The following is a 19,794-nucleotide window of genomic DNA, read 5'->3' on the forward strand; positions in this document are numbered from 1 at the left end:
TATATGTCAATCAACTTTAAAGATTATGTCGCAAGTGTTCCGGATTTTCCGGAAGCTGGCGTTACTTTTCGTGATATCTCACCTTTGATGTCCGATGGTGAAGCATACGCAGCAGCAACGGATAAAATTGTTGAATACGCCAAGAATAAAGGTGTTGAAATGGTCGTTGGCCCTGAAGCCCGGGGCTTTATCGTTGGCTGCCCGGTTGCTTACAAATTAGGTGTCGGGTTTGCACCTGCTCGTAAGAAGGGCAAGTTGCCACGCGAAACAGTTTCAGCTAGCTATGGTTTAGAATATGGTAAATCAACATTATATATGCATAAAGACGCGGTTAAACCAGGCCAAAAAGTCTTAGTAACAGATGACTTATTAGCAACCGGTGGCACAATTGCCGCAACAATCAAAATGGTTGAAGAACTAGGTGGCATCGTTGTTGGGACAGCCTTCTTCATCGAATTGAAGGACTTAAACGGCCGCGAAAAGATTAAGGACTATGATATTTTTAAATTAATGGAATACTAATAAAGAAGTGCGCCATCAACAGGTTGCTTTTGAACATTTGACTGATATAGCAAAGTGCAGAAAGTAGTTGATGAAAGCACGTTAAAGAGAAACAGACAAAAAAAGAAGTTCGCCTAAGCGAACTTCTTTTTTATTACATGCGATCTCGGTAAAGGCCAACGACCTTCCCTAGAATGCTGACTTCATTTAAAATGATTGGTTCAAACGTATCGTTTTCTGGTTGGAGACGATAGTGATCTGCTTCTTTGAAGAACCGTTTGCAGGTTGCTTCATCTTCGGCAGTCATCGCAATGACAATATCGCCATTATCGGCGGTTGATTGCTTGCGAATGATAACTTCGTCGCCATCTAAGATACCGGCATTAATCATACTTTCACCACGAATTGTTAGCATGAACAAATCTTGTTCGGTTTGCAAACTAGGTGGAAGCGGGAAGTAATCAGTTGCTTCTTCAACTGCTAAGATAGGCACACCGGCAGTAACCACCCCTAATACTGGTATTTTCTGGGGTGTCGCCCCAATTGCCGTTAGGCCAGCGGGCGTTAACTCGATCGCCCGTGGCTTAGTGGGATCCTTTTGTAATAAGCCCTTCTTCTCAAGTCGGGCTAAATGGCCATGGACAGTAGAAGTGGACGATAAATTAACGGCTTCGCAAATCTCGCGGACCGTTGGTGGGTAACCTTTGTCTTGAACACGTTCGTGAATAAAACGTAAGACCTCTAATTGTTTGGATTCAGTTTTAGTCATAAGCGCACCTCATTCGTTCTATTAAGCATATAGTAGCATATTTATAGGTGAATTTCAAACAAGTGTTCGTATTTTTTGACATTTTGAGCATTTTAGTCCAAAATAGGATAAAAGTTTAAAGTTGGAGGCCGATGATGGCAATGGATCAAAAACGACTCGATCGTATCAACGAATTAGCACATAAAGCAAAAGCAGAAGGGTTAACACCCGAAGAAACAATGGAACGTCAAGAACTACGGGACGCTTATTTGAAGGATTTCCGTTCTAGTTTCCGTTCACAAGTTGAGATGCTACAAGTTTATGATAAAGAAGGTAAGGAAGTCACACCTGAAAAAGTGAAGGACATCCAACGTGAAAAGGGTTTACGTGACGATTAATCTAGGAATTCCGCTTTCTTTTTAGTGCAATAATGTGTAGAATATTTAAGTGAACTGAATGAGGAAGGGGTGCATAAGATATGAATATTGGAATAGGCGTATTAATTTTTGTCATTGGGGCATTATTAGGTGCAGTTGCTGGCTTTTTCGGCGCACGTGCTTACATGAAGAAATATTTCGAAGAAAATCCACCAGTTAATGAAGATATGTTGAAAGCTATGATGATGCAAATGGGGCAAAAACCATCTGAAAAGAAATTAAACCAGATGATGAGCTCAATGAAAGCACAACAAAAACGTAGCAAAAAATAAACATGACTTAATTAAAGAGGCGTTTCGTACAAAAACTTATTTTTGTATGGAACCCTCTTTTTATTGGAAGAGAAATAATTGTCCCACTGAACTAAGATTGCTATAATGAGGATTATCTAATTTTGAAGACGGAGATATTTTATGGGTATATTTAAGAAATTAGGCTGGTATTTTAAACAAGAATATCGCCGCTATATATTAGGGGTTGTTTTTTTAGTCCTAGTTGCAATTGTGCAAATCGTGCCACCAAAAGTGATTGGGACGTTAATTGATTTAATGGCTGCCCGAAAGTTGAAGGCATCGGTCTTATTAATGTGGATTGGGGTCTTATTAGCAGCCACGATTTTACAATATCTCTTTCGCTATGGTTGGCGGACTCGTATCTGGGGTGGCGCAGCCAAGTTAGAACGGACATTGCGGAGTCGTTTGTTCTGGCATTTTATGAAGATGGACACAACTTTCTTCCAGAAGCACCGCACTGGCGATTTGATGGCCCATGCTACCAATGATTTAACCGCGATTCAACAAGTGGCAGGCGCCGGTATTTTAACGTTTGCGGATTCGATTATTACAGGTGGGACAACGATCGTCGCGATGATTATTTTTGTCGATTGGCGGCTCACATTAATGGCCTTGATTCCGATGCCATTATTAGCAGTGGCTTCAGGACGCTTAGGGGCGCATTTGCATACCGCTTTTAGAGAATCACAAGCAGCCTTTTCGAAATTAAATGATAAGACGCAAGAGAGTGTTTCTGGGATCAAAGTTTTAAAAACGTTTGGTCAAGAAGAAGCGGATATCGATGATTTCGACCAAATTGTGACGAAGACAATTGCGATTAACAAGCGCGTCAACTTTATCGATGGTTTATTTGATCCAGCGATTAGTTTAATTATCGGGCTAACGTACCTCGTTACAATTATTTATGGTGGAACGTTGGTCATGAACCACAGTATTACAATTGGCCAATTGATTGCTTTTATCAGTTATATCGCAGCTTTAGTTTGGCCAATGTTTGCGATTGGTCGTTTATTCAATGTGCTTGAACGTGGCAATGCCAGTTATGATCGGGTTGAATCATTATTAAAAGAAACCAGCACGATTATTGAAAAGCCAGATGCCATTCAAACGTTGGCAACTGGTGATATCGACTATGCCATTCAACAATTTGCCTATCCTGAAGAACAAACACCAACTTTAACGAATGTGCATTTCCAACTGCCACAAGGAAAGACACTGGGAATTGTCGGGAAGGTTGGTTCTGGTAAAAGTACTTTGATCAAGTTGCTGTTACGAGAATATGATCAATATCAGGGCCAAATTAAGATTAACCAGAACGATATTCGGGATTACACATTAGATGCATTACTCGATAGTATTGGTTATATACCACAGGACAACTTTTTGTTTTCAACGGATGTTCGCGATAATATTCGGTTCGCGGATTTTGAAAAGGAACAAGAGGCCGTTGAAGCAGCGGCTAGTTCTGGTGCGGTTCATGAAGATATTTTAACGTTTGCACAGGGTTACGACACAGTTGTTGGTGAACGTGGTGTTTCATTATCGGGTGGCCAGAAACAGCGAATTGCTATTTCCCGGGCAATAATGACTGATCCTGAAATTTTAATTTTAGATGACTCATTGTCCGCGGTTGATGCAAAGACTGAAGAAGCAATTCTAATGAACCTTAAGACGTTGCGGGCAAATCAAACGACGATTATTACCGCCAATCGACTCAGCAGTGTGATGCATGCTGATGAGATTATCGTTATGGATGACGGGACGATTGCCGAGCGTGGCACGCACGACAGCTTACTAGCTCAACAAGGCTGGTATGCTGAAATGTGGGTTAAACAACAATTAAATCAAGCGATGGGGGGCCAATAGGATGGCACAAAAGTATCAATCTGAATGGTCACAAAAGATATCGACTAAGGAACAGTTTCAAATTATGAAACGGCTCTTCGGTTATACCAAGCGCTATAAGAAACAATTTATCGGCGCAATCATCGCAGCGGCGGGTTTAGCAACGATTAACATCTTGTTACCGCGCTTATTACAAGTTTTTATGGATCGTTACTTGACGAAGCAAACAGCGACAACTCAGATTTTATTAGGGGTCGCCGGGTTATACGCCTTAGGGGTTATTTTGAAAGCTATCACACAGTTCGCTCAATCTTTTCTTTTTGGAATGGGATCAGAACGCGCGATGGAAGATGTGCGCCGTGATCTTTTTCGTCAGTTGCATCGTTTGGGCATGCGTTATTTTGATCAAACACCTGCTGGATCAATTGTTTCGCGAGTTACCAATGATACGATGACGTTAATTGATTATTGGAATGTGTTTCTATCATTATTAGTGGGTTCATTTTCAATTATCTCCGCGTTCATCGCGATGTGGTTGTTATCACCGAAGATTGCATTAGCAACGGCTGGTTTTTTACCAATTTTATTAGTCATTATTTGGTATTACAGCAGTTATAGTGCCAAGGTTTATCGGCATATGCGTGAAAAGTTGAGTCAATTGAACACTAAGTTGAATGAATCGATTGAAGGGATTACAATTATTCAACAGTTCCGCCAAGAAAAACGACTCACAGCTGAATTCGAATCGGTTAACGAAGATTACCTTAAAACAAGAGAAGCGATGATTCGGACTAATTCCTTATTGTTGGCACCGGTCGTTAATTTGCTCTATACGTTGGCATTAGTCGTTGTTTTAAGTTTATTTGGGCTTACAGCGTTGCATAGTTTTGTTGCGGCTGGGTTGGTTTATGCCTTTACGACGTACGTTAGCAACTTTTTCAATCCGATGACCAATATGATGGATTCATTATCCTCATTACAAGATGGGATGGTTGCCGGGCGTCGTATTTTTAGAATTCTGGATCAAACGGAATTTGCACCAGCCCAAGATGCAGATGCTGCTAGTCAAATTACCGATGGCCGCGTTGAGTTCAAACACGTGTCGTTTTCATATGATGGCAAGCATGAAATTCTCCATGATATTTCGTTTGTCGTTGAACCAGGTCAAACGGTTGCGCTAGTGGGGCATACCGGTTCTGGTAAAAGTTCGATTATCAACGTCATGATGCGCTTTTATGAATTTTATGAAGGCGAAATTTTAATTGACGGTCAAGATATTCGCAGTTTTCAAACGGCAGAGTTACGGCGTAAAATGGGCTTAGTTTTACAAGATGCGTTCATGTTTTACGGCGATATTGCATCTAATATCCGCTTGTTTAACGATGAAATTACGGATGAACAAATTCAAGCCGCTGCTGAATTTGTTCAAGCAGATGAATTTATTAAGGAATTACCCGGACAATACCACGCACGAGTGATTGAAGGTGGCGCACAATTTTCAAGTGGACAACGACAATTACTCTCATTTGCTAGAACATTAGTGACCAATCCGAAGATTCTGGTCTTAGATGAAGCAACTGCCAACATTGATACCGAAACGGAATCAGTGATTCAAACCGGCCTTGCTCGCTTGCGACAGGGACGAACTAGTATTGCGATTGCCCATCGGTTATCAACAATTCGCGACGCAGAATTAATTCTCGTCTTGGATCAAGGTCAAATTGTCGAACGGGGCAATCACGATAGCTTGGTTGCACAAAAGGGCCGCTATTATGAAATGTATCAATTACAAAATGGACAGAGTGGGCTATAAGTCGGTTATATCCTGAGGATTAACAGAGAGGGGCGAATGATGACTGTAAGCCATCGTTTGACATTCGGCGTTAACCGCAAGGAAGCACACGTTTAGATTAGGTTAAGCGGAAGAAGCAATTTCAACAAGCACGTTTAGTACATTTTGGAATAACCAGGAGGATTTTTAGAAGATGAAAAAGAAACGCTGGCTTAAATGGTCTTTAATAAGCGTTGTTATTTTAATTGTGATTGGTGTCTTTGGCGCAACGCTGTATATGTATCAATATGCTTTCGTACCAGGGCAAAAGTCATTCTTGAATAATGGCAAGCCTAGCAAGTTTTATCGCGACAATCAGAAATGGTTGGCAAAAGCCGATAAAGTGAAGTGGTATCAAAAGTCAGCGACTGATGATCTTAAGCTAGACGCGATTTACGTACCAGCTGCTAAAAAAACAACTAAAACAATCGTTGTGGCACACGGCTATATGGGCTACAAAGAGGATATGGCGCGCTATATTCATCTCTATCATGACTTGGGGTACAACGTATTGGCACCTGATGACCGTGGTTCCGGCGAATCGGAAGGGGATTATATTGGCTATGGTTGGCCAGATCGCTTAGATTACGTTAAATGGATCAAACAAGTGATTGCCAAAAATGGTCAAGATAGCCAAATTGCACTCTTTGGGGTTAGCATGGGCGGCGCCACTGTGATGTACACTGCTGGCGAAAAGCTTCCTAAACAGGTTAAAGCAGTGATTGAAGACTGTGGGTACAGCAGTATCTCAGGTGAGTTGGCCTATCAACTCAACGATTTGTTTGGTTTACCGAAGTTCCCACTATTTTATACCACTAACTTGATGGCGCGGGTCCGTGCTGGGTATAACTTTAGCGAAGGAGACGCAACCAAGAGTCTCGCTAAGTCAAAATTACCAATCATGTTGATTCATGGCGCTAAAGATAAATTTGTACCGACGAAGATGGTTTACGAAAATTACAAAGCCGCTAATGCGCCTAAGCAATTGTGGGTTGTTCCAGATGCAGGTCATGGTGAAGCGTTAGCCAAGCAACCAACAGCTTATCGCAATAAGGTTGCAAAATTCTTGGATCAGTATTGGGAAAAATAGAGTACTAAAAAGACGCACGTCAACGATAAGTTTCATCGTTGGCGCGCGTCTTTTTTTGTGTTATTTGTGATCGTCAATCTCATATTTAAAATCAGGATTGATGTCGTGATCGATTTGATCAAAAGCGGCTTGCATTTGATCACCAATCATTGTCAAGTTTTCGTCGTTTAATTTAAGTTTAGGGTCGACTGGAATTGGTTCGCCGAAACGAATCGTAATCTTTTTACGTTTTAAGACGGCTGAAAATTTCAAGGGGCCTTGATAAACGGCGGGGACTAATGGAACCCGCGCCATCTTAGCGATGACCACTGCGCCACCTTTTAATTCGCTTGAATAGCGGCTACCAGTGGGAAACATGATTAAAGATAAGTCCTTTGAACGTAGGGCTTTAACCGGTGTTTTAATCGCTGAGGGGCCGGGATTTTGACGATTAACAGGAAACGCGTTGGCGTGTTTCAAGATAAAACGTAAGATTGGATTTTTGAATAATTCTTCTTTAGCCATAAACGTAAACTTACGAGGGCTTGCAGCAAGTGCGAAGAAGATGGGATCCCACCAAGTCCGATGGGGGCCAACTAAAACGTAGGTGCCCTCTGGTAAAGCTGATTTGTTTTCAACGTTGATTCGGCCATTAAGTAACCAGGAAAGAATTCGCACGATGAAGCGGGCAAATGAGAAAAACATAATTTTAATTCCTTTCAAAAAACCTTTTTTAAGGCGATTTAACGAACTACCTAGCTATTATACCAAATAACGCTGGTCTTTGTTATAATATGGGCTAAATACAAGTGGGGTTGAAAGTAGCATGTTAAAAGCAGATGAAAGAATTGATCAGTTATTCCGATTAGATATTCAAATTATCCAAAGTCCATCCGTCTTTTCTTATTCAATGGATGCAGTCTTGTTAGCTGATTTTGCGCAATTGCCCAAGCGAGGCCTGATTGTTGATTTATGCGCTGGTAATGGGGCGGTGGGCTTATTTATGAGTCCTAAAACAAATGGTCAAATTGTAGGAGTCGAATTACAACCACGCTTGGCAGATATGGCACAACGTTCAATCGAACTAAACGCGTTGACGGAACAGCTGAGCGTTTTAAATATGGATTTAAAAGATGTAACGACCGTTATTAAAAAAGATAGCGTCGATATTGTGACTTGTAATCCACCGTACTTTAAGGTGGCGCCTAATAGTCAAAAGAATCCTAATGAACATCTAGCCTTAGCACGCCACGAAATTGCGACGGATTTAAGAACCGTGGTCCAAACGATGAGTGGTTTGTTGAAGATGAATGGTAAAGGGTATCTCGTGCACCGCCCAGAACGATTCTTAGAAATCTGTGATGAATTACGGGCAGCACGCATGGAGCCCAAGCGTGTCCGGTTCGTTTACCCTAAGGCAGGTAAAGAAGCCAGCATGGTATTGATTGAAGCCGTCAAAGATGGTAAAAAAGGGGGCTTGCGAATGCTTCCGGAACTCACGATCTATGATGAAAATAGTGACTATACACCAGAAATGCGCACGAAGTTATTCATGGCAGAAGATGACTGAGAAAGCTTATTATTTTTACGTACTAGTCTGTGCCGATCGTAGTTTTTATGGTGGCTTTACGACGGACGTCACGAAACGCGTTGCCACACATAATGCTGGTAAAGGCGCGAAGTACACGAAGCTTCGGCGCCCGGTGCGTTTGTTGTATTACGAAACATTTGCGGACAAGTCATCCGCTTTAAAAGCCGAATACGCCTTTAAACACCAAAGCCGTTTAAAAAAGGAACGGTACTTAATCGCACACGGGATTGAAAGTACCCAATTTTAAACGGGATTACAGGTTGACTCTAGCGAATATCTTTAGTATACTTTTAAACGGTATTTCATTACCAAAAAATAATTCACACTGGTTGATTTCTAGAGAGGTGCTTGGCGACAAGTTCTCTAAAAAAGTGAAACCAGTGGTCGAATAAAACCATATGGAGGTCTGTTGACATGGCTGTATTGTCAATGAAACAATTATTAGAAGCGGGTGTTCACTTCGGTCACCAAACACGTCGTTGGAACCCAAAAATGAAGAAATTTATCTTTACTGAAAGAAATGGTATCTACATCATCGACTTGCAAAAGACAGTTCGCATGGTTGACGATGCTTATGACTTCGTTAAAGAAGAAGCTGCTAACGAAGGTGTATTCTTATTCGTTGGTACTAAGAAACAAGCACAAGATGCAATTGCTGAAGAATCAGTACGTGCAGGCCAATACTTTGTAAATCACCGTTGGTTAGGTGGTACATTAACTAACTGGGATACAATCCAAAAACGTATCAAACGTCTTAAGGAAATCAAAGCAATGGACGAAGATGGTACTTTCGAACGTTTACCTAAGAAAGAAGTTGCCTTGTTGAAGAAACAACAAGAAAAACTTGAAAAATTCTTAGGCGGTATCGAAGACATGCCACGCATCCCAGATGTAATGTTTGTCGTTGATCCTCGTAAAGAACGGATTGCTATCAAGGAAGCACAAAAATTAAATATCCCAGTCGTTGCTATGGTTGATACTAACTCAGATCCAGATGATATTGATGTTATTATCCCATCAAACGATGACGCTATCCGCGCTGTTCGTTTAATCACAGCTAAAATGGCTGATGCTATCATCGAAGGCCGTCAAGGTGAAGATGATGTTGAAGAAGCTACATTTGCTGCAGAAAACAAATCAGCAGACTCAATGGAAGAAATCGTTGAAGCAGTTGAAGGCAACAACGATACTAACACTGACGCTAAATAGTAGATTCAAATAAGCTGTCTTAGAGGTTTCGCAAATACTGCCTGACTTGTGGGACAGCTTTTTTTAAACCAATCATATTTAATATAAATTGTCGGAGGTACGAATTATGGCTGAAATTAAAGCTGCTCAAGTAATGGAATTACGTAAGAAAACTGGCGTTGGTATCATGGACGCTAAAAAAGCCCTAGTTGCTAGTGATGGTAACGTTGAAGAAGCAATCGATGCTTTACGTGAAAAAGGGATGGCAAAGGCTGCTAAGAAAAACGATCGGATCGCTGCTGAAGGTTTAGCTGGCGTTGCTATTGATGGCAATACTGCTGCAATCGTTGAAGTGAACTCAGAAACTGACTTTGTTGCTTCAAACGATCAATTCAAAGCTTTATTGAAAGATATTGCTGAAACAATTGCTAAAAACAAACCAGCTGACATGGCTGCTGCTGAAGAATTACCAATGGGTGAAGGTACAATTGCTAGCTCAGTAATCAACTTAACAGCTGTTATCGGCGAAAAGATCAGCTTCCGTCGTTTCGAATTAGTTGAAAAAAATGATGGCGATCACTTCGGTTCATACTTACACAATGGTGGCCAAATCGCTTCATTAGTTACTTTAGAAGGTGCTGACGATGAAGCAGCTCATGACGTTGCTATGCACGTTTCAGCTGTTAACCCTCAATACGTTTCTCGCGAAGATGTTCCTGCAGAAACATTGGATCACGAACGTGAAGTATTAACTGAAGAAACAAAGAACGAAGGCAAGCCAGAAAACATCATTCCTAAGATCGTTGAAGGCCGTGTTAACAAGTTCTTGTCAGAAATCAGCTTAAACGACCAAGCATTCATCAAAGACTCAGACCAAACTGTTGCACAATTTGTTGCATCAAAAAATGGTAGTGTTAAAGGCTTCGTTCGTTTCACTGTTGGTGAAGGTATCGAGAAAAAAGAAAATAACTTCGTTGATGAAGTTATGGGTCAAATCAAATAAGCATATTTGCTTCAAAAAGGGAACGCAATTTGCGCTCCTTTTTTTTGCAGTTTTGCGATAATTCAGAATCGCATACCCAAATGCCTAGTTAAATATGGTAAAATGGGCCTAGTAATCAACGGAGGGATATTAAATATGACAAATACAAAATATAAGCGAATTGTCTTAAAAGTAAGTGGCGAGGCATTAGCCGGCGAACAAGGCTTCGGGATCAATCCTGAAATCGTTAAAGTAGTCGCCAACGAAATTAAATCAGTTCATGATTTAGGTGTTCAAATCGCAATCGTCTGTGGTGGTGGTAACATCTGGCGTGGCGTGACTGGCGAACAAATGGGCATGGAACGTGCACAAGCTGATTACATGGGCATGATGGCTACTGTCATGAATGCTTTGGCATTACAAGACAATTTGGAAAGTATTGGTGTCCCAACGCGTGTTCAAACATCAATTGAAATGCGTCAAATCGCTGAACCTTACATCCGTCGGAAGGCTGTCCGTCATTTAGAAAAAGGCCGCGTGGTTATTTTTGCTGGTGGGACAGGTAACCCTTACTTCTCAACAGATACAACAGCTGCATTACGTGCTGCTGAAATCGATGCTGACGTTATCTTGATGGCTAAAAACAACGTTGATGGTGTTTACTCCGCAGATCCTAACACAGACCCTAGTGCTGTTAAGTTCGATACTTTAACACACTTAGATATTATCAACAAAGGTCTACAAGTGATGGATTCAACTGCAAGTACTTTATCAATGGATAATGATATTCCATTGGTAGTCTTCAACTTGAACGAAGCAGACAACATTAAAAAGGTTGTTGAAGGTGCCAATATTGGTACAACGATTGAAGGAGAGGAATAAAAATGGCAAATCCAATTTTAGAACAAGCTAAAGAAAACATGGAAAAAGCAGAAGCTTCATTGCGCCGGACACTTGGTCAAATCCGGGCCGGCCGCGCTAATGCAAGCTTAGTTAACCGTGTCAACGTCGAATATTATGGCGCAATGACACCTCTTAATCAAATTGCTGCAATCACAATCCCTGAAGCACGGGTATTGTTAATCACACCTTATGATAAAGGTGCACTTGAAGATATCGAGAAAGCTCTTTACACAGCTGATATCGGTATCTCACCAGCTAACGATGGTTCAGTAATCCGTTTAGTAATCCCTCAATTAACGGGTGAACGTCGTAAGGAAATCGCTAAAGAAGTTGGTAAGGAAGCTGAATTAGCTAAAGTTGTTGTCCGTAATGCTCGTCGTGACGCAATGGATAACTTGAAAAAGGCTGAAAAAGCTAGCGAAATTAGTGAAGACGAAATGCACGATTTGGAAGAACAAGTCCAAAACTTAACGAACGAAGCAACAAAGAAAATCGATGCTATTTCTAAAGATAAAGAAAAAGAAATTACTGAAGGTTAATCTAACGGTCATTAAAAAGGCGTTGAGACAAATTTTGTCTCAACGCCTTTTTTGGATTAATGAATAATTTTACTTTTGGCTGCTTCTTTATGGAGTTTTTCGAAGAAAGGATTAATCCGATCTTTTAAGAAGAGGCCGATGAAGAAGAAGACAACTGCGTAAATCGCTAGAATAATGAAATTATGCCAGAGATTTGGGGCGTAGATGCCCCCGGTTGGTTCCCGCAATAAGTTAACGCCGTAAGTAAATGGTAATAACGGGTTAATGAATTGGAAGAACTTATCGGATAAGACAACCGGGAAGTTCCCGCCCCCACCAGAGATGGAGAGCACGAGGATAATCATCGCCAATCCTTTACCGACATTCCCGAACATCGCGGCTAAGACGTAAACAATCGTCATAAAGACCATGCTGAGGAAGACGGCTAGTAGTAAGAGTGCTACTGGACTAACGATATAAGCCTTAATCAGGAAGATATTCCCAAGTGCGACAAAGACCGCTTGGGCGACCCCGATGACAATGTAGGTCAACCAACGGGCGATAAATTGTTGTTTCTTACTGTAACGTTCTTTTTGCTTGTCGTCCAACAAGAAGTTCGTGAGGACGATGTTACTGAGCAAGAGGGCACCAACCCAAAGACAAAGGGCGGTATAGAACGGCGCACTCGCTGAGCCATAAGTTTTAATTGGATAGACATGTTTTGATTGTAACTTAACCGGTTCGGCTAAGAAATTACTTTCCTTAGTAGCGTCACGGCGAAGTAGTTTGATCAAGTCTTTCAAATCAACTGTCTTTTGTTGCTTGCGAATTGCTTCTGCGCCTTTTTGAATCCCACTTCTCAAGAATGGCCAGTCATTATGAATTAAATCAGTGGCATCATTTAATGCTTTTTCAAGGAGTGGAAATTTAGCGTTGGCCATTGCTAGCGTGGTTGTTAAATCATTTTCGATACCGGGTAAATCGTTATTGATGAAGCCGGTCGCGAGTTGCAATTTATTTTTCAACGTTGGGTAATCGTTTTGATAGAGATCAGAAGCGGTGTTCAAACCGCTGACGATGGTTCCCATATTGCCATTTAAGAGGGTATTGGCATCGTGAATCTCTTGTTTTAGCGCTGGAATTTGCTTTTGATATTTTTCGAGGTAATCGATAGCAGTTTTTAATGTTTTTTGCGTATTTGTTAATAGTGATGGTAATTTTGGTAGCACAGCGGTGTTGATTTGATTTAAAACAGCATCGCCTTGCGTAATCATCGTTTCGAATTTAGCAAGGACGCTCTTAACGTTCGCACCGATACCGGCATTTTGAACTTGGCTCACGGTATTTTGAACTTGCTTAGCAAAAGCGATGATTGGGGTTAGTTGATTTTGAATATCCGTTAAAGAGAGATCATCATAATGAGCGAGCACGTTATCAATCTTAGTTTTTAATTGACCAAGATGGGTTGCAGCGGCGTTGAGCTTTTGAATTGGATCATCTAAGAGATGTGATTCAGGCTTGCCGGCTGCGACTGCTGATTCATTATAAGCATCTTGTAAACTTTGCAAGGTATTCGCCAATTGCGTGTTGTTAGCTTGTAACGTTGCGGTATGGGCTGATAATTGCTCGAGGTTGGTCTTTAAGGCAGCCTTTAATTCTTGATTATCAGGATCGTTTTTAGCTTGTTCTAATAGTTTATTAACGGCATTTAAGTCATTATCGATATTTTTCGCTAATTGATCAGTAATCGTTAAGCCTTGATCAACAGCACTTTGAATGACAGGCAAGGTCGTTTTGAGTTTTGGAATCAGGTCATTTTTAACCTGACTAGAAACTTGCTGCGCGGATTTACCAAAGGTAATAATTTCTGGGAGGACGGTTTGAGTCTTATTAAGAACGGTCAAACCAGTTTTAGCTCCGGAAATACCATTGGTTAAGGTATTGGCAATCCCGTCAAAATCACTATCAAGGGTTGCCACCTGTTTACCGGCACTTTGAATTTCTGGAATCTTCCCTTGGACCTTAACAGCTAAGGCACCTACGGATTCAACTTCTGGGAGGTACTGATTGACGCCGACGACTTTCTTAGCCATTTTATTCGCTTCGGGTAAGAAGTTTACGAAGTCATTGGCTTGTGTTAATTTAGCCTGCATCTCAGGAATTTTCTTTTGCAGTGCGATGACCTGATCCGTATATTGGTTAATCTCCGGAATCTGTTGGTCTGTTTTGAGAATCATACTTGAGAAACGGTTAATGACGGGCAAATTTTCATCGAGTTTAAAGCCAGCCTTATTGAGAGAGGACATGAGGGTTTTAGCAACCGTCTGGACAAGTTCCTCTGAAATGGTTGATTGAAGCGTTGTCGCGCCCGCACTAGTAATTTTAGGGGCAATGGCGTTAATCTTGTCATTGGATGAATAAATAATCGTTGGTTTTTGAATTTTACCGTCGACAAAGCTAATTAAGTCCTTAGAAAAGTTCTTGGGAACGTAAATACCGGCATAATATTTACCAGTTTTAACGCCTTCGTCCAATTGCTTTTTACTGCTTGTAAACTGCCAACCAAGTTTATCGTTCTTTTTCAATTGGTCGATTAATTCATCACCAATTGCGACTTTCTTTTTAGCGACAGTCACGCTTTGATCTGCTGAATAAACAGCGACTTTTAAATCTTGCGTCTTACTGTAAGGATCCCACAAAGCCCAGATATTAAACCATGCGTAGAGGGATGGGATGATAATTAGGGCGAGAATTAGTAAGAATGCGATTGGGCTTTTGAGAATCCGCCGCCAATCCAAGCGGAAGAGTTCGAATGTCTTTTTCATAGAGGACTCCTTTGAAAATAAAAGTTATTTAGTTAGTTTAGCACATTTAATAGGATACTTGGAGCTTATCATGATGATTTGAAAAAATATTTAATATTATTTTAAATAGTCACTCCCAGCAATTTTTGGTACAATCAGTGTTGAGTAACTAAACTGGAGGAGTCATTTTGTTTACAAATAAAAAAGAAACAGCAAAAATTCAACTTGATCCGGAAAATATCCCCAACCATATTGCCATTATTATGGATGGTAACGGTCGCTGGGCTAACAAACGGCTAATGCCGAGAGTTGCTGGCCATAAAGCAGGGATGGAAAATGTGAAGACAATTACCAAAGCCGCTAGTCGGATGGGTGTTAAGGTTCTCACGTTATACGCTTTTTCAACAGAAAATTGGAAGCGTCCTAGTGATGAAGTTAATTTTTTGATGCAATTGCCCGTCGATTTCTTCGGCACGTTCATGCCAGAATTAATTGAAGAAAACGTGCGTGTGAAAGTCATGGGTAACATCCATGACTTACCTGAAAAAACGCAAAAAGCAGCGCAAGATGCGATGGCTGATACGGCGCAAAATACAGGGATGATTTTAAACTTCGCATTGAACTACGGTGGTCGCGATGAAATTCAACAGGCTGTCCAACAGATTGCCAAAGATGCCGTAAGTGGTACAATTGAGGCTGATTCGATTGATGATGACTTGATTAGTCAATATTTGATGACTGGCTTCTTAGGGGAGTATGCGGATCCTGAATTATTGATCCGGACCAGTGGGGAAGAACGCATCTCGAACTTTTTACTTTGGCAAATCGCTTATAGTGAATTAGTCTTCGTTGATGAATTCTGGCCAGATTTTACACCGCAAGTTTTTGAAAAATCAATTTTTACTTATCAACAACGTCACCGGCGCTTTGGCGGCTTAAAATAGACGTTTATTTATTAGGAGGCAGTTCAGTTTATGAAACAACGAGTGATTACAGCGGTCGTTGCGTTGATTATCTTTATCCCAATTTTAATTAGTGGGGGCATTTTCATTGATATCGCCGCAGCCGTATTAGCATTAGTCGCATTATCAGAAGTCTTTATTATGCGCAAACGGATTATCGTTTCATCAGATGCCATGGTGGCCGGTTTAGCCGTATTAAGTTTGGCATTACCAGCGGGAGCGTTTGACTGGTTGCCAGATGGTGTTTCACAATTTGATTTGTTCTATCTATTCGTCGCAATCTTATTAGCCATCACGGTCTTCACGAAGAACCGTGTAAACTTCGATGATATGGGTGTCACAACTTTAGCCAGCCTGTATATTGGACTTGGCTTCCACTACTTAGCCGGTGCTCGTAATTTGGGCGGTTTCGATACAGTGATGTACATCTTATTGGTTATCTGGATGACAGATATTGGTGCTTATATGTTTGGTCGTGCATTTGGTAAGAATAAATTGTGGCCAGCAATTAGCCCTAATAAAACATGGGAAGGCTCAATTGGCGGGACTTTATTAGCCGTTGCCGTTGCAGCAGTTTACTTATACTTCTTCCCACAAATTTACTCATTGCCAATCATGTTAGGCTTAACCTTAATCTTCTCAATCTGTGGTCAATTAGGGGACTTGGTTGAATCAGCTTACAAACGCTATTATGGCGTTAAAGATTCAGGTAAAATCCTACCAGGTCACGGCGGCATCTTAGATCGCTTTGATAGTATGTTGTTTGTACTACCGTTACTACATTTGTTTGGCATCATTTAGCATGAATGACCCGTTTTTAAAGCTATCATTCAAATCAGAGTGTTTTTCCATCCGTTCATTATCACTAACTCGATCCTCTGCGATCAAGCTGTGAAAAGGGGCGCATGCAAAAGCACTCTTTTTTCTTTTCATTTCGTGATATAATAAGACAGTTCCCTATAAAATCAGAATCTGAATGACGGTATTGAAAAAGGAGGTCGGATACATTGGCTGCAATTATTGCGTTTATCATCATCTTTGGTATTTTAGTGGTCGTTCATGAATTTGGGCATTTTTACATGGCTAAGCGCTCAGGCATTTTGGTGCGTGAGTTTTCTGTCGGCATGGGGCCTAAATTATTTGCAACTCGCAAAAACGGCACAACTTACACCATCCGGTGGTTACCATTAGGTGGTTACGTTCGAATGGCGGGAATGGCCGACGATGAATCTGAAATTGAAGCGGGCACACAAGCGACTTTAATTTTGGACGAACAAGGACGCGTTCAACAGATTAATACAAGTGACAAGGTCACCACGTTAAACGGGGTGCCTTTCCAAATTGCTAAAACAGATTTACAAAAGGAATTGTGGGTCGAAGGTTACGAAGGCGGCGACGAGTCAGAAATGAAACGTTATCCCGTCTTACATGATGCGACGATTATCGAAGCAGATGGAACGGAAGTGCAAATCGCACCCGTGGATGTCCAATTCCAATCAGCAACGTTGATTAATCGGATGTTAACGAACTTTGCCGGACCATTTAATAACTTCATCCTCGCAATTCTAGCCTTTATCCTCTTCGCTTTTCTAAGCGGGGGTGTGCCACAGCAATCCAATCAAATTGGCACGGTACAAGAGAATTCAGCTGCTCAAAAGGCAGGCTTAAAAGCCAACGATCGTCTTTTGAAGGTTGATAACAAAAAAGTAGCGAGCTTCACTGACTTTAGTGCGATAATTTCAGAACACCCTAACGAAACTGTTGCGGTGCGCGTTCAACGGGGCGCAACTGAAAAGACAATTAAGGTGACTCCCAAGGCTGTCAAAGTGGCTAACCAAAAAGAAAAGGTTGGTCAAGTAGGGGTCACACAAAAAGTCAAAATGGATCATAGCCTAAAGGCCAAGATTTCTTACGGCTTTACACAAGCTTGGTCAATTGCCAGTCAGATTTTCAAGATCCTCGGGTCATTTTTAACCGGTGGGTTCTCACTAGATAAATTATCGGGGCCGGTCGGCATGTATTCAATGACGACCCAATTTACCCAACAAGGCTTTAATGCGTTAGTTTATTTCTTAGCATTCTTATCACTTAATTTGGGGATTATGAATCTAATTCCGATTCCGGCGTTAGATGGTGGTAAGTTAGTCTTGAACATTATTGAAGCGATTCGTCGCAAACCAATTTCACCTGAAAAAGAAGGCATCGTGACATTAATCGGTGTCGGTATTATGGTGTTATTAATGGTCTTAGTCACGTGGAACGATATACAACGATTTTTCTTTTAGAATATTTTTGGAGGCGTAACAATTTATGAAACAATCAAAATTATTTATCCCAACCCTCAAGGAAGTGCCTAATTCGGCTGAAGCTAAAAGTCACCGAATGATGCTTCGTGCGGGTTACATTCACCAAGTCTCAGCTGGTGTTTATAGCTACTTACCTTTGGCTTATCGCGTATTGGAAAATATCCAAGCGATTATCAAGGATGAAATGAGCAAGATCGACGCAGTACAAATGCAAATGCCTGGTATTTTACCAGCTGAATTATGGGAAGAATCAGGTCGTTATGCAACTTATGGCCCTAACTTATTCAAATTCAAAGATCGTCATTCACGAGACTTTATCCTCGGACCAACACATGAAGAAACATTTGCTGATTTAGTGCGCAATAACATTAAATCATACAAGAAGTTACCATTAACGTTATATCAAATCCAAACGAAGTATCGTGACGAAGATCGTCCTCGTTATGGTTTACTCCGTGGCCGTGAATTCATCATGCAAGATGCTTATTCATTTTCTGCTAATGAAGCAGATTTGGATACAACTTTCCAACAAATGCGCCAAGCTTACACGAACATTTTTGAACGTTGCGGTTTAGATTTCCGCGCAATCGTTGGTGATGCCGGCGCCATGGGTGGTAAGGATTCAATGGAATTTTCTGCGATTGCTGAAATCGGGGAAGATACGATTGTTTACTCTGATCAAAGTGACTACGCTGCTAACTTAGAAATGGCAACGGGGGTTCGTCCTGGTCAAAGTTCAACTGATGTCCAATTAGAAATAGAAAAAGTGGCAACTGGCGATGCACATTCTATCGAAGAAGTAGCAGCACGCTTAGAAGTACCCGCTCAAAAGATTATTAAGAGTGTGCTTTTCATTGCTGATGAAAAACCAGTCTTAGTGCTTGTACGCGGTGACTATGAAGTCAACGATGTTAAGTTGAAGAACTTCTTAGATGCTGACTTCTTAGACCTAGCAACTGCTGAACAAGTTCAAGCAACGATGAACGCTCCAATGGGTTCAATCGGACCCGTTAATGCACCAGAAGATGTTCAAATCGTTGCTGATTACAGTGTTGAAGCACTTGTTAACGCCGTAGTAGGTGCTAACGAAGCTGATCATCACTTCCTCAACGTCAACAGCAAGCGCGATTTCAACGTCGCAGACTATGCTGACTTACGTTTTGTTCAAGAAGGCGAAACAGCCCCAGACGGTGAAGGTAAATTACAATTCACTAAAGGGATCGAAATTGGCCATATCTTCAAATTAGGAACACGTTACACTGAACAATTCGGTGCAACATTCTTAGACGAAAACGGGCGTGCTAAACCAATCATCATGGGTTCATACGGGATTGGTGTTAGTCGTCTATTATCAGCAATCACAGAACAACAAGCAGATGAGAATGGTTTGGTTTGGCCAAGTGCCATTGCCCCATACGACTTACACGTTGTTCCAGTGAACGTTAAGGATGATGCACAAGTTGAATTGGCTGAACAAATCGAAGGCTTGTTAGAAGAAGCTGGTTATTCAGTCTTAGTCGATGATCGTAAAGAACGCGCTGGCGTTAAGTTTGCCGATAGCGATTTGATTGGGTTACCAATCCGAATCACAGTTGGTAAGAAAGCTGCCGAAGAAATCGTCGAAGTTAAATTACGTAAAACAGGCGAAACATTAGAAGTGAAGAAGGATGAATTAATCAACTCCCTCAGCATTTTGTTAGCCTCAGAAAAATAAAGATGAACTGACATTAGTCGAGCCTGGGATGAAACTTGCTTTTGTCTCAGACTCGTTTTTTGTCACTGAGTAAGGTTTAAAAAGGGTCAAAAGTAGCAAGAT

At 41.2% G+C, this 19,794-nt stretch carries 19 protein-coding genes; 16 read left to right on the forward strand and 3 right to left on the reverse strand.

What is annotated here, in order from left to right; genetic code table 11:
• Positions 1 to 3: 3 nt before the first annotated feature.
• On the forward strand, positions 4 to 522 hold the full coding sequence (locus tag NDN60_RS07865) for an adenine phosphoribosyltransferase (protein ID WP_099947690.1): 519 nt from the start codon (positions 4 to 6) through the stop codon (positions 520 to 522).
• Positions 523 to 655: 133 nt separating this feature from the next.
• Here the strand turns inward: NDN60_RS07865 and lexA are convergent, their stop codons facing one another.
• A complete protein-coding gene (gene lexA, locus NDN60_RS07870) occupies positions 656 to 1,270 on the reverse strand; it encodes a transcriptional repressor LexA (RefSeq protein ID WP_011374972.1) in 615 nt (204 codons plus the stop codon).
• A 134-nt stretch (positions 1,271 to 1,404) separates the two neighbouring features.
• Here lexA and NDN60_RS07875 point away from each other — a divergent pair, with 134 nt between their 5' ends.
• From NDN60_RS07875 to NDN60_RS07895, 5 genes are all read left to right on the forward strand, one after another.
• Positions 1,405 to 1,647 (forward strand): DUF896 domain-containing protein, encoded by a 243-nt coding sequence (locus NDN60_RS07875; protein WP_011374971.1) that lies wholly within the window; start codon positions 1,405 to 1,407, stop codon positions 1,645 to 1,647.
• 80 nt (positions 1,648 to 1,727) lie between these two features.
• On the forward strand, positions 1,728 to 1,958 hold the full coding sequence (locus NDN60_RS07880) for a YneF family protein (RefSeq protein WP_011374970.1): 231 nt from the start codon (positions 1,728 to 1,730) through the stop codon (positions 1,956 to 1,958).
• A 141-nt stretch (positions 1,959 to 2,099) separates the two neighbouring features.
• Positions 2,100 to 3,845 carry an ABC transporter ATP-binding protein gene (locus NDN60_RS07885; RefSeq protein WP_099947689.1) on the forward strand — a complete coding sequence of 582 codons (1,746 nt, stop codon included), beginning with the start codon at positions 2,100 to 2,102 and terminating at the stop codon, positions 3,843 to 3,845.
• 1 nt (position 3,846) lies between these two features.
• Complete coding sequence (locus NDN60_RS07890) at positions 3,847 to 5,637, forward strand: ABC transporter ATP-binding protein (protein ID WP_016265354.1); 1,791 nt, start codon at positions 3,847 to 3,849, stop codon at positions 5,635 to 5,637.
• 172 nt (positions 5,638 to 5,809) lie between these two features.
• Positions 5,810 to 6,745, forward strand: coding sequence for an alpha/beta hydrolase (locus NDN60_RS07895; protein ID WP_011374966.1), 936 nt, complete (start codon positions 5,810 to 5,812; stop codon positions 6,743 to 6,745).
• Positions 6,746 to 6,805: 60 nt separating this feature from the next.
• Here NDN60_RS07895 and NDN60_RS07900 read toward each other — a convergent pair whose 3' ends face one another.
• Positions 6,806 to 7,429, reverse strand: coding sequence for a lysophospholipid acyltransferase family protein (locus NDN60_RS07900; RefSeq protein ID WP_099947688.1), 624 nt, complete (start codon positions 7,427 to 7,429; stop codon positions 6,806 to 6,808).
• A gap of 121 nt (positions 7,430 to 7,550) precedes the next feature.
• Here NDN60_RS07900 and NDN60_RS07905 point away from each other — a divergent pair, with 121 nt between their 5' ends.
• From NDN60_RS07905 to frr, 6 genes are all read left to right on the forward strand, one after another.
• Complete coding sequence (locus tag NDN60_RS07905; RefSeq protein WP_011374964.1) at positions 7,551 to 8,294, forward strand: tRNA1(Val) (adenine(37)-N6)-methyltransferase; 744 nt, start codon at positions 7,551 to 7,553, stop codon at positions 8,292 to 8,294.
• Positions 8,287 to 8,562, forward strand: a complete 276-nt coding sequence (locus NDN60_RS07910) for a GIY-YIG nuclease family protein (RefSeq protein WP_076648185.1) — start codon at positions 8,287 to 8,289, stop codon at positions 8,560 to 8,562. The genes NDN60_RS07905 and NDN60_RS07910 overlap by 8 nt, the downstream gene beginning before the upstream one ends.
• Before the next feature lie 167 nt (positions 8,563 to 8,729).
• On the forward strand, positions 8,730 to 9,524 hold the full coding sequence (rpsB, locus tag NDN60_RS07915) for a 30S ribosomal protein S2 (protein WP_011374962.1): 795 nt from the start codon (positions 8,730 to 8,732) through the stop codon (positions 9,522 to 9,524).
• Positions 9,525 to 9,630: 106 nt separating this feature from the next.
• Entirely contained in the window at positions 9,631 to 10,506 is an 876-nt protein-coding gene (gene tsf / locus NDN60_RS07920; RefSeq protein ID WP_011374961.1) for a translation elongation factor Ts, read from the forward strand.
• Positions 10,507 to 10,641: 135 nt separating this feature from the next.
• Positions 10,642 to 11,367: a UMP kinase gene (gene pyrH / locus NDN60_RS07925; RefSeq protein WP_011374960.1), complete on the forward strand. Its 726-nt coding sequence runs from the start codon at positions 10,642 to 10,644 to the stop codon at positions 11,365 to 11,367.
• A gap of 2 nt (positions 11,368 to 11,369) precedes the next feature.
• Entirely contained in the window at positions 11,370 to 11,927 is a 558-nt protein-coding gene (gene frr / locus NDN60_RS07930) for a ribosome recycling factor (RefSeq protein WP_011374959.1), read from the forward strand.
• A gap of 56 nt (positions 11,928 to 11,983) precedes the next feature.
• Here frr and NDN60_RS07935 read toward each other — a convergent pair whose 3' ends face one another.
• Entirely contained in the window at positions 11,984 to 14,731 is a 2,748-nt protein-coding gene (locus NDN60_RS07935) for a YhgE/Pip domain-containing protein (RefSeq protein ID WP_099947686.1), read from the reverse strand.
• A 167-nt stretch (positions 14,732 to 14,898) separates the two neighbouring features.
• Here NDN60_RS07935 and NDN60_RS07940 point away from each other — a divergent pair, with 167 nt between their 5' ends.
• The 4 genes from NDN60_RS07940 (at position 14,899) to NDN60_RS07955 (ending at position 19,692) form a co-directional block, all read left to right on the forward strand.
• Complete coding sequence (locus NDN60_RS07940) at positions 14,899 to 15,654, forward strand: isoprenyl transferase (protein WP_011374957.1); 756 nt, start codon at positions 14,899 to 14,901, stop codon at positions 15,652 to 15,654.
• A gap of 30 nt (positions 15,655 to 15,684) precedes the next feature.
• Positions 15,685 to 16,473: a phosphatidate cytidylyltransferase gene (locus tag NDN60_RS07945; protein ID WP_011374956.1), complete on the forward strand. Its 789-nt coding sequence runs from the start codon at positions 15,685 to 15,687 to the stop codon at positions 16,471 to 16,473.
• A gap of 206 nt (positions 16,474 to 16,679) precedes the next feature.
• Complete coding sequence (rseP, locus tag NDN60_RS07950) at positions 16,680 to 17,957, forward strand: RIP metalloprotease RseP (protein ID WP_076632067.1); 1,278 nt, start codon at positions 16,680 to 16,682, stop codon at positions 17,955 to 17,957.
• 25 nt (positions 17,958 to 17,982) lie between these two features.
• A complete protein-coding gene (locus NDN60_RS07955) occupies positions 17,983 to 19,692 on the forward strand; it encodes a proline--tRNA ligase (RefSeq protein WP_099947685.1) in 1,710 nt (569 codons plus the stop codon).
• Positions 19,693 to 19,794 lie beyond the last annotated feature (102 nt).

Source organism: Latilactobacillus sp. (genome assembly GCF_033176295.1).
Classification (GTDB): domain Bacteria; phylum Bacillota; class Bacilli; order Lactobacillales; family Lactobacillaceae; genus Latilactobacillus; species Latilactobacillus sakei.

Bases quoted from the DNA above. Each gene is read 5' to 3' on its own strand.
- NDN60_RS07890 (WP_016265354.1), top strand. From the start codon at position 3,847: ATGGCACAAAAGTATCAATCTGAATGGTCACAAAAGATATCGACTAAG.
- NDN60_RS07900 (WP_099947688.1), bottom strand. From the start codon at position 7,429: ATGTTTTTCTCATTTGCCCGCTTCATCGTGCGAATTCTTTCCTGGTTA.
- NDN60_RS07910 (WP_076648185.1), top strand. From the start codon at position 8,287: ATGACTGAGAAAGCTTATTATTTTTACGTACTAGTCTGTGCCGATCGT.
- NDN60_RS07945 (WP_011374956.1), top strand. From the start codon at position 15,685: ATGAAACAACGAGTGATTACAGCGGTCGTTGCGTTGATTATCTTTATC.
- NDN60_RS07880 (WP_011374970.1), top strand. From the start codon at position 1,728: ATGAATATTGGAATAGGCGTATTAATTTTTGTCATTGGGGCATTATTA.
- pyrH (WP_011374960.1), top strand. From the start codon at position 10,642: ATGACAAATACAAAATATAAGCGAATTGTCTTAAAAGTAAGTGGCGAG.
- frr (WP_011374959.1), top strand. From the start codon at position 11,370: ATGGCAAATCCAATTTTAGAACAAGCTAAAGAAAACATGGAAAAAGCA.
- NDN60_RS07935 (WP_099947686.1), bottom strand. From the start codon at position 14,731: ATGAAAAAGACATTCGAACTCTTCCGCTTGGATTGGCGGCGGATTCTC.
- lexA (WP_011374972.1), bottom strand. From the start codon at position 1,270: ATGACTAAAACTGAATCCAAACAATTAGAGGTCTTACGTTTTATTCAC.
- NDN60_RS07885 (WP_099947689.1), top strand. From the start codon at position 2,100: ATGGGTATATTTAAGAAATTAGGCTGGTATTTTAAACAAGAATATCGC.
- tsf (WP_011374961.1), top strand. From the start codon at position 9,631: ATGGCTGAAATTAAAGCTGCTCAAGTAATGGAATTACGTAAGAAAACT.
- rpsB (WP_011374962.1), top strand. From the start codon at position 8,730: ATGGCTGTATTGTCAATGAAACAATTATTAGAAGCGGGTGTTCACTTC.
- NDN60_RS07905 (WP_011374964.1), top strand. From the start codon at position 7,551: ATGTTAAAAGCAGATGAAAGAATTGATCAGTTATTCCGATTAGATATT.
- NDN60_RS07895 (WP_011374966.1), top strand. From the start codon at position 5,810: ATGAAAAAGAAACGCTGGCTTAAATGGTCTTTAATAAGCGTTGTTATT.
- NDN60_RS07955 (WP_099947685.1), top strand. From the start codon at position 17,983: ATGAAACAATCAAAATTATTTATCCCAACCCTCAAGGAAGTGCCTAAT.
- NDN60_RS07875 (WP_011374971.1), top strand. From the start codon at position 1,405: ATGGCAATGGATCAAAAACGACTCGATCGTATCAACGAATTAGCACAT.
- NDN60_RS07865 (WP_099947690.1), top strand. From the start codon at position 4: ATGTCAATCAACTTTAAAGATTATGTCGCAAGTGTTCCGGATTTTCCG.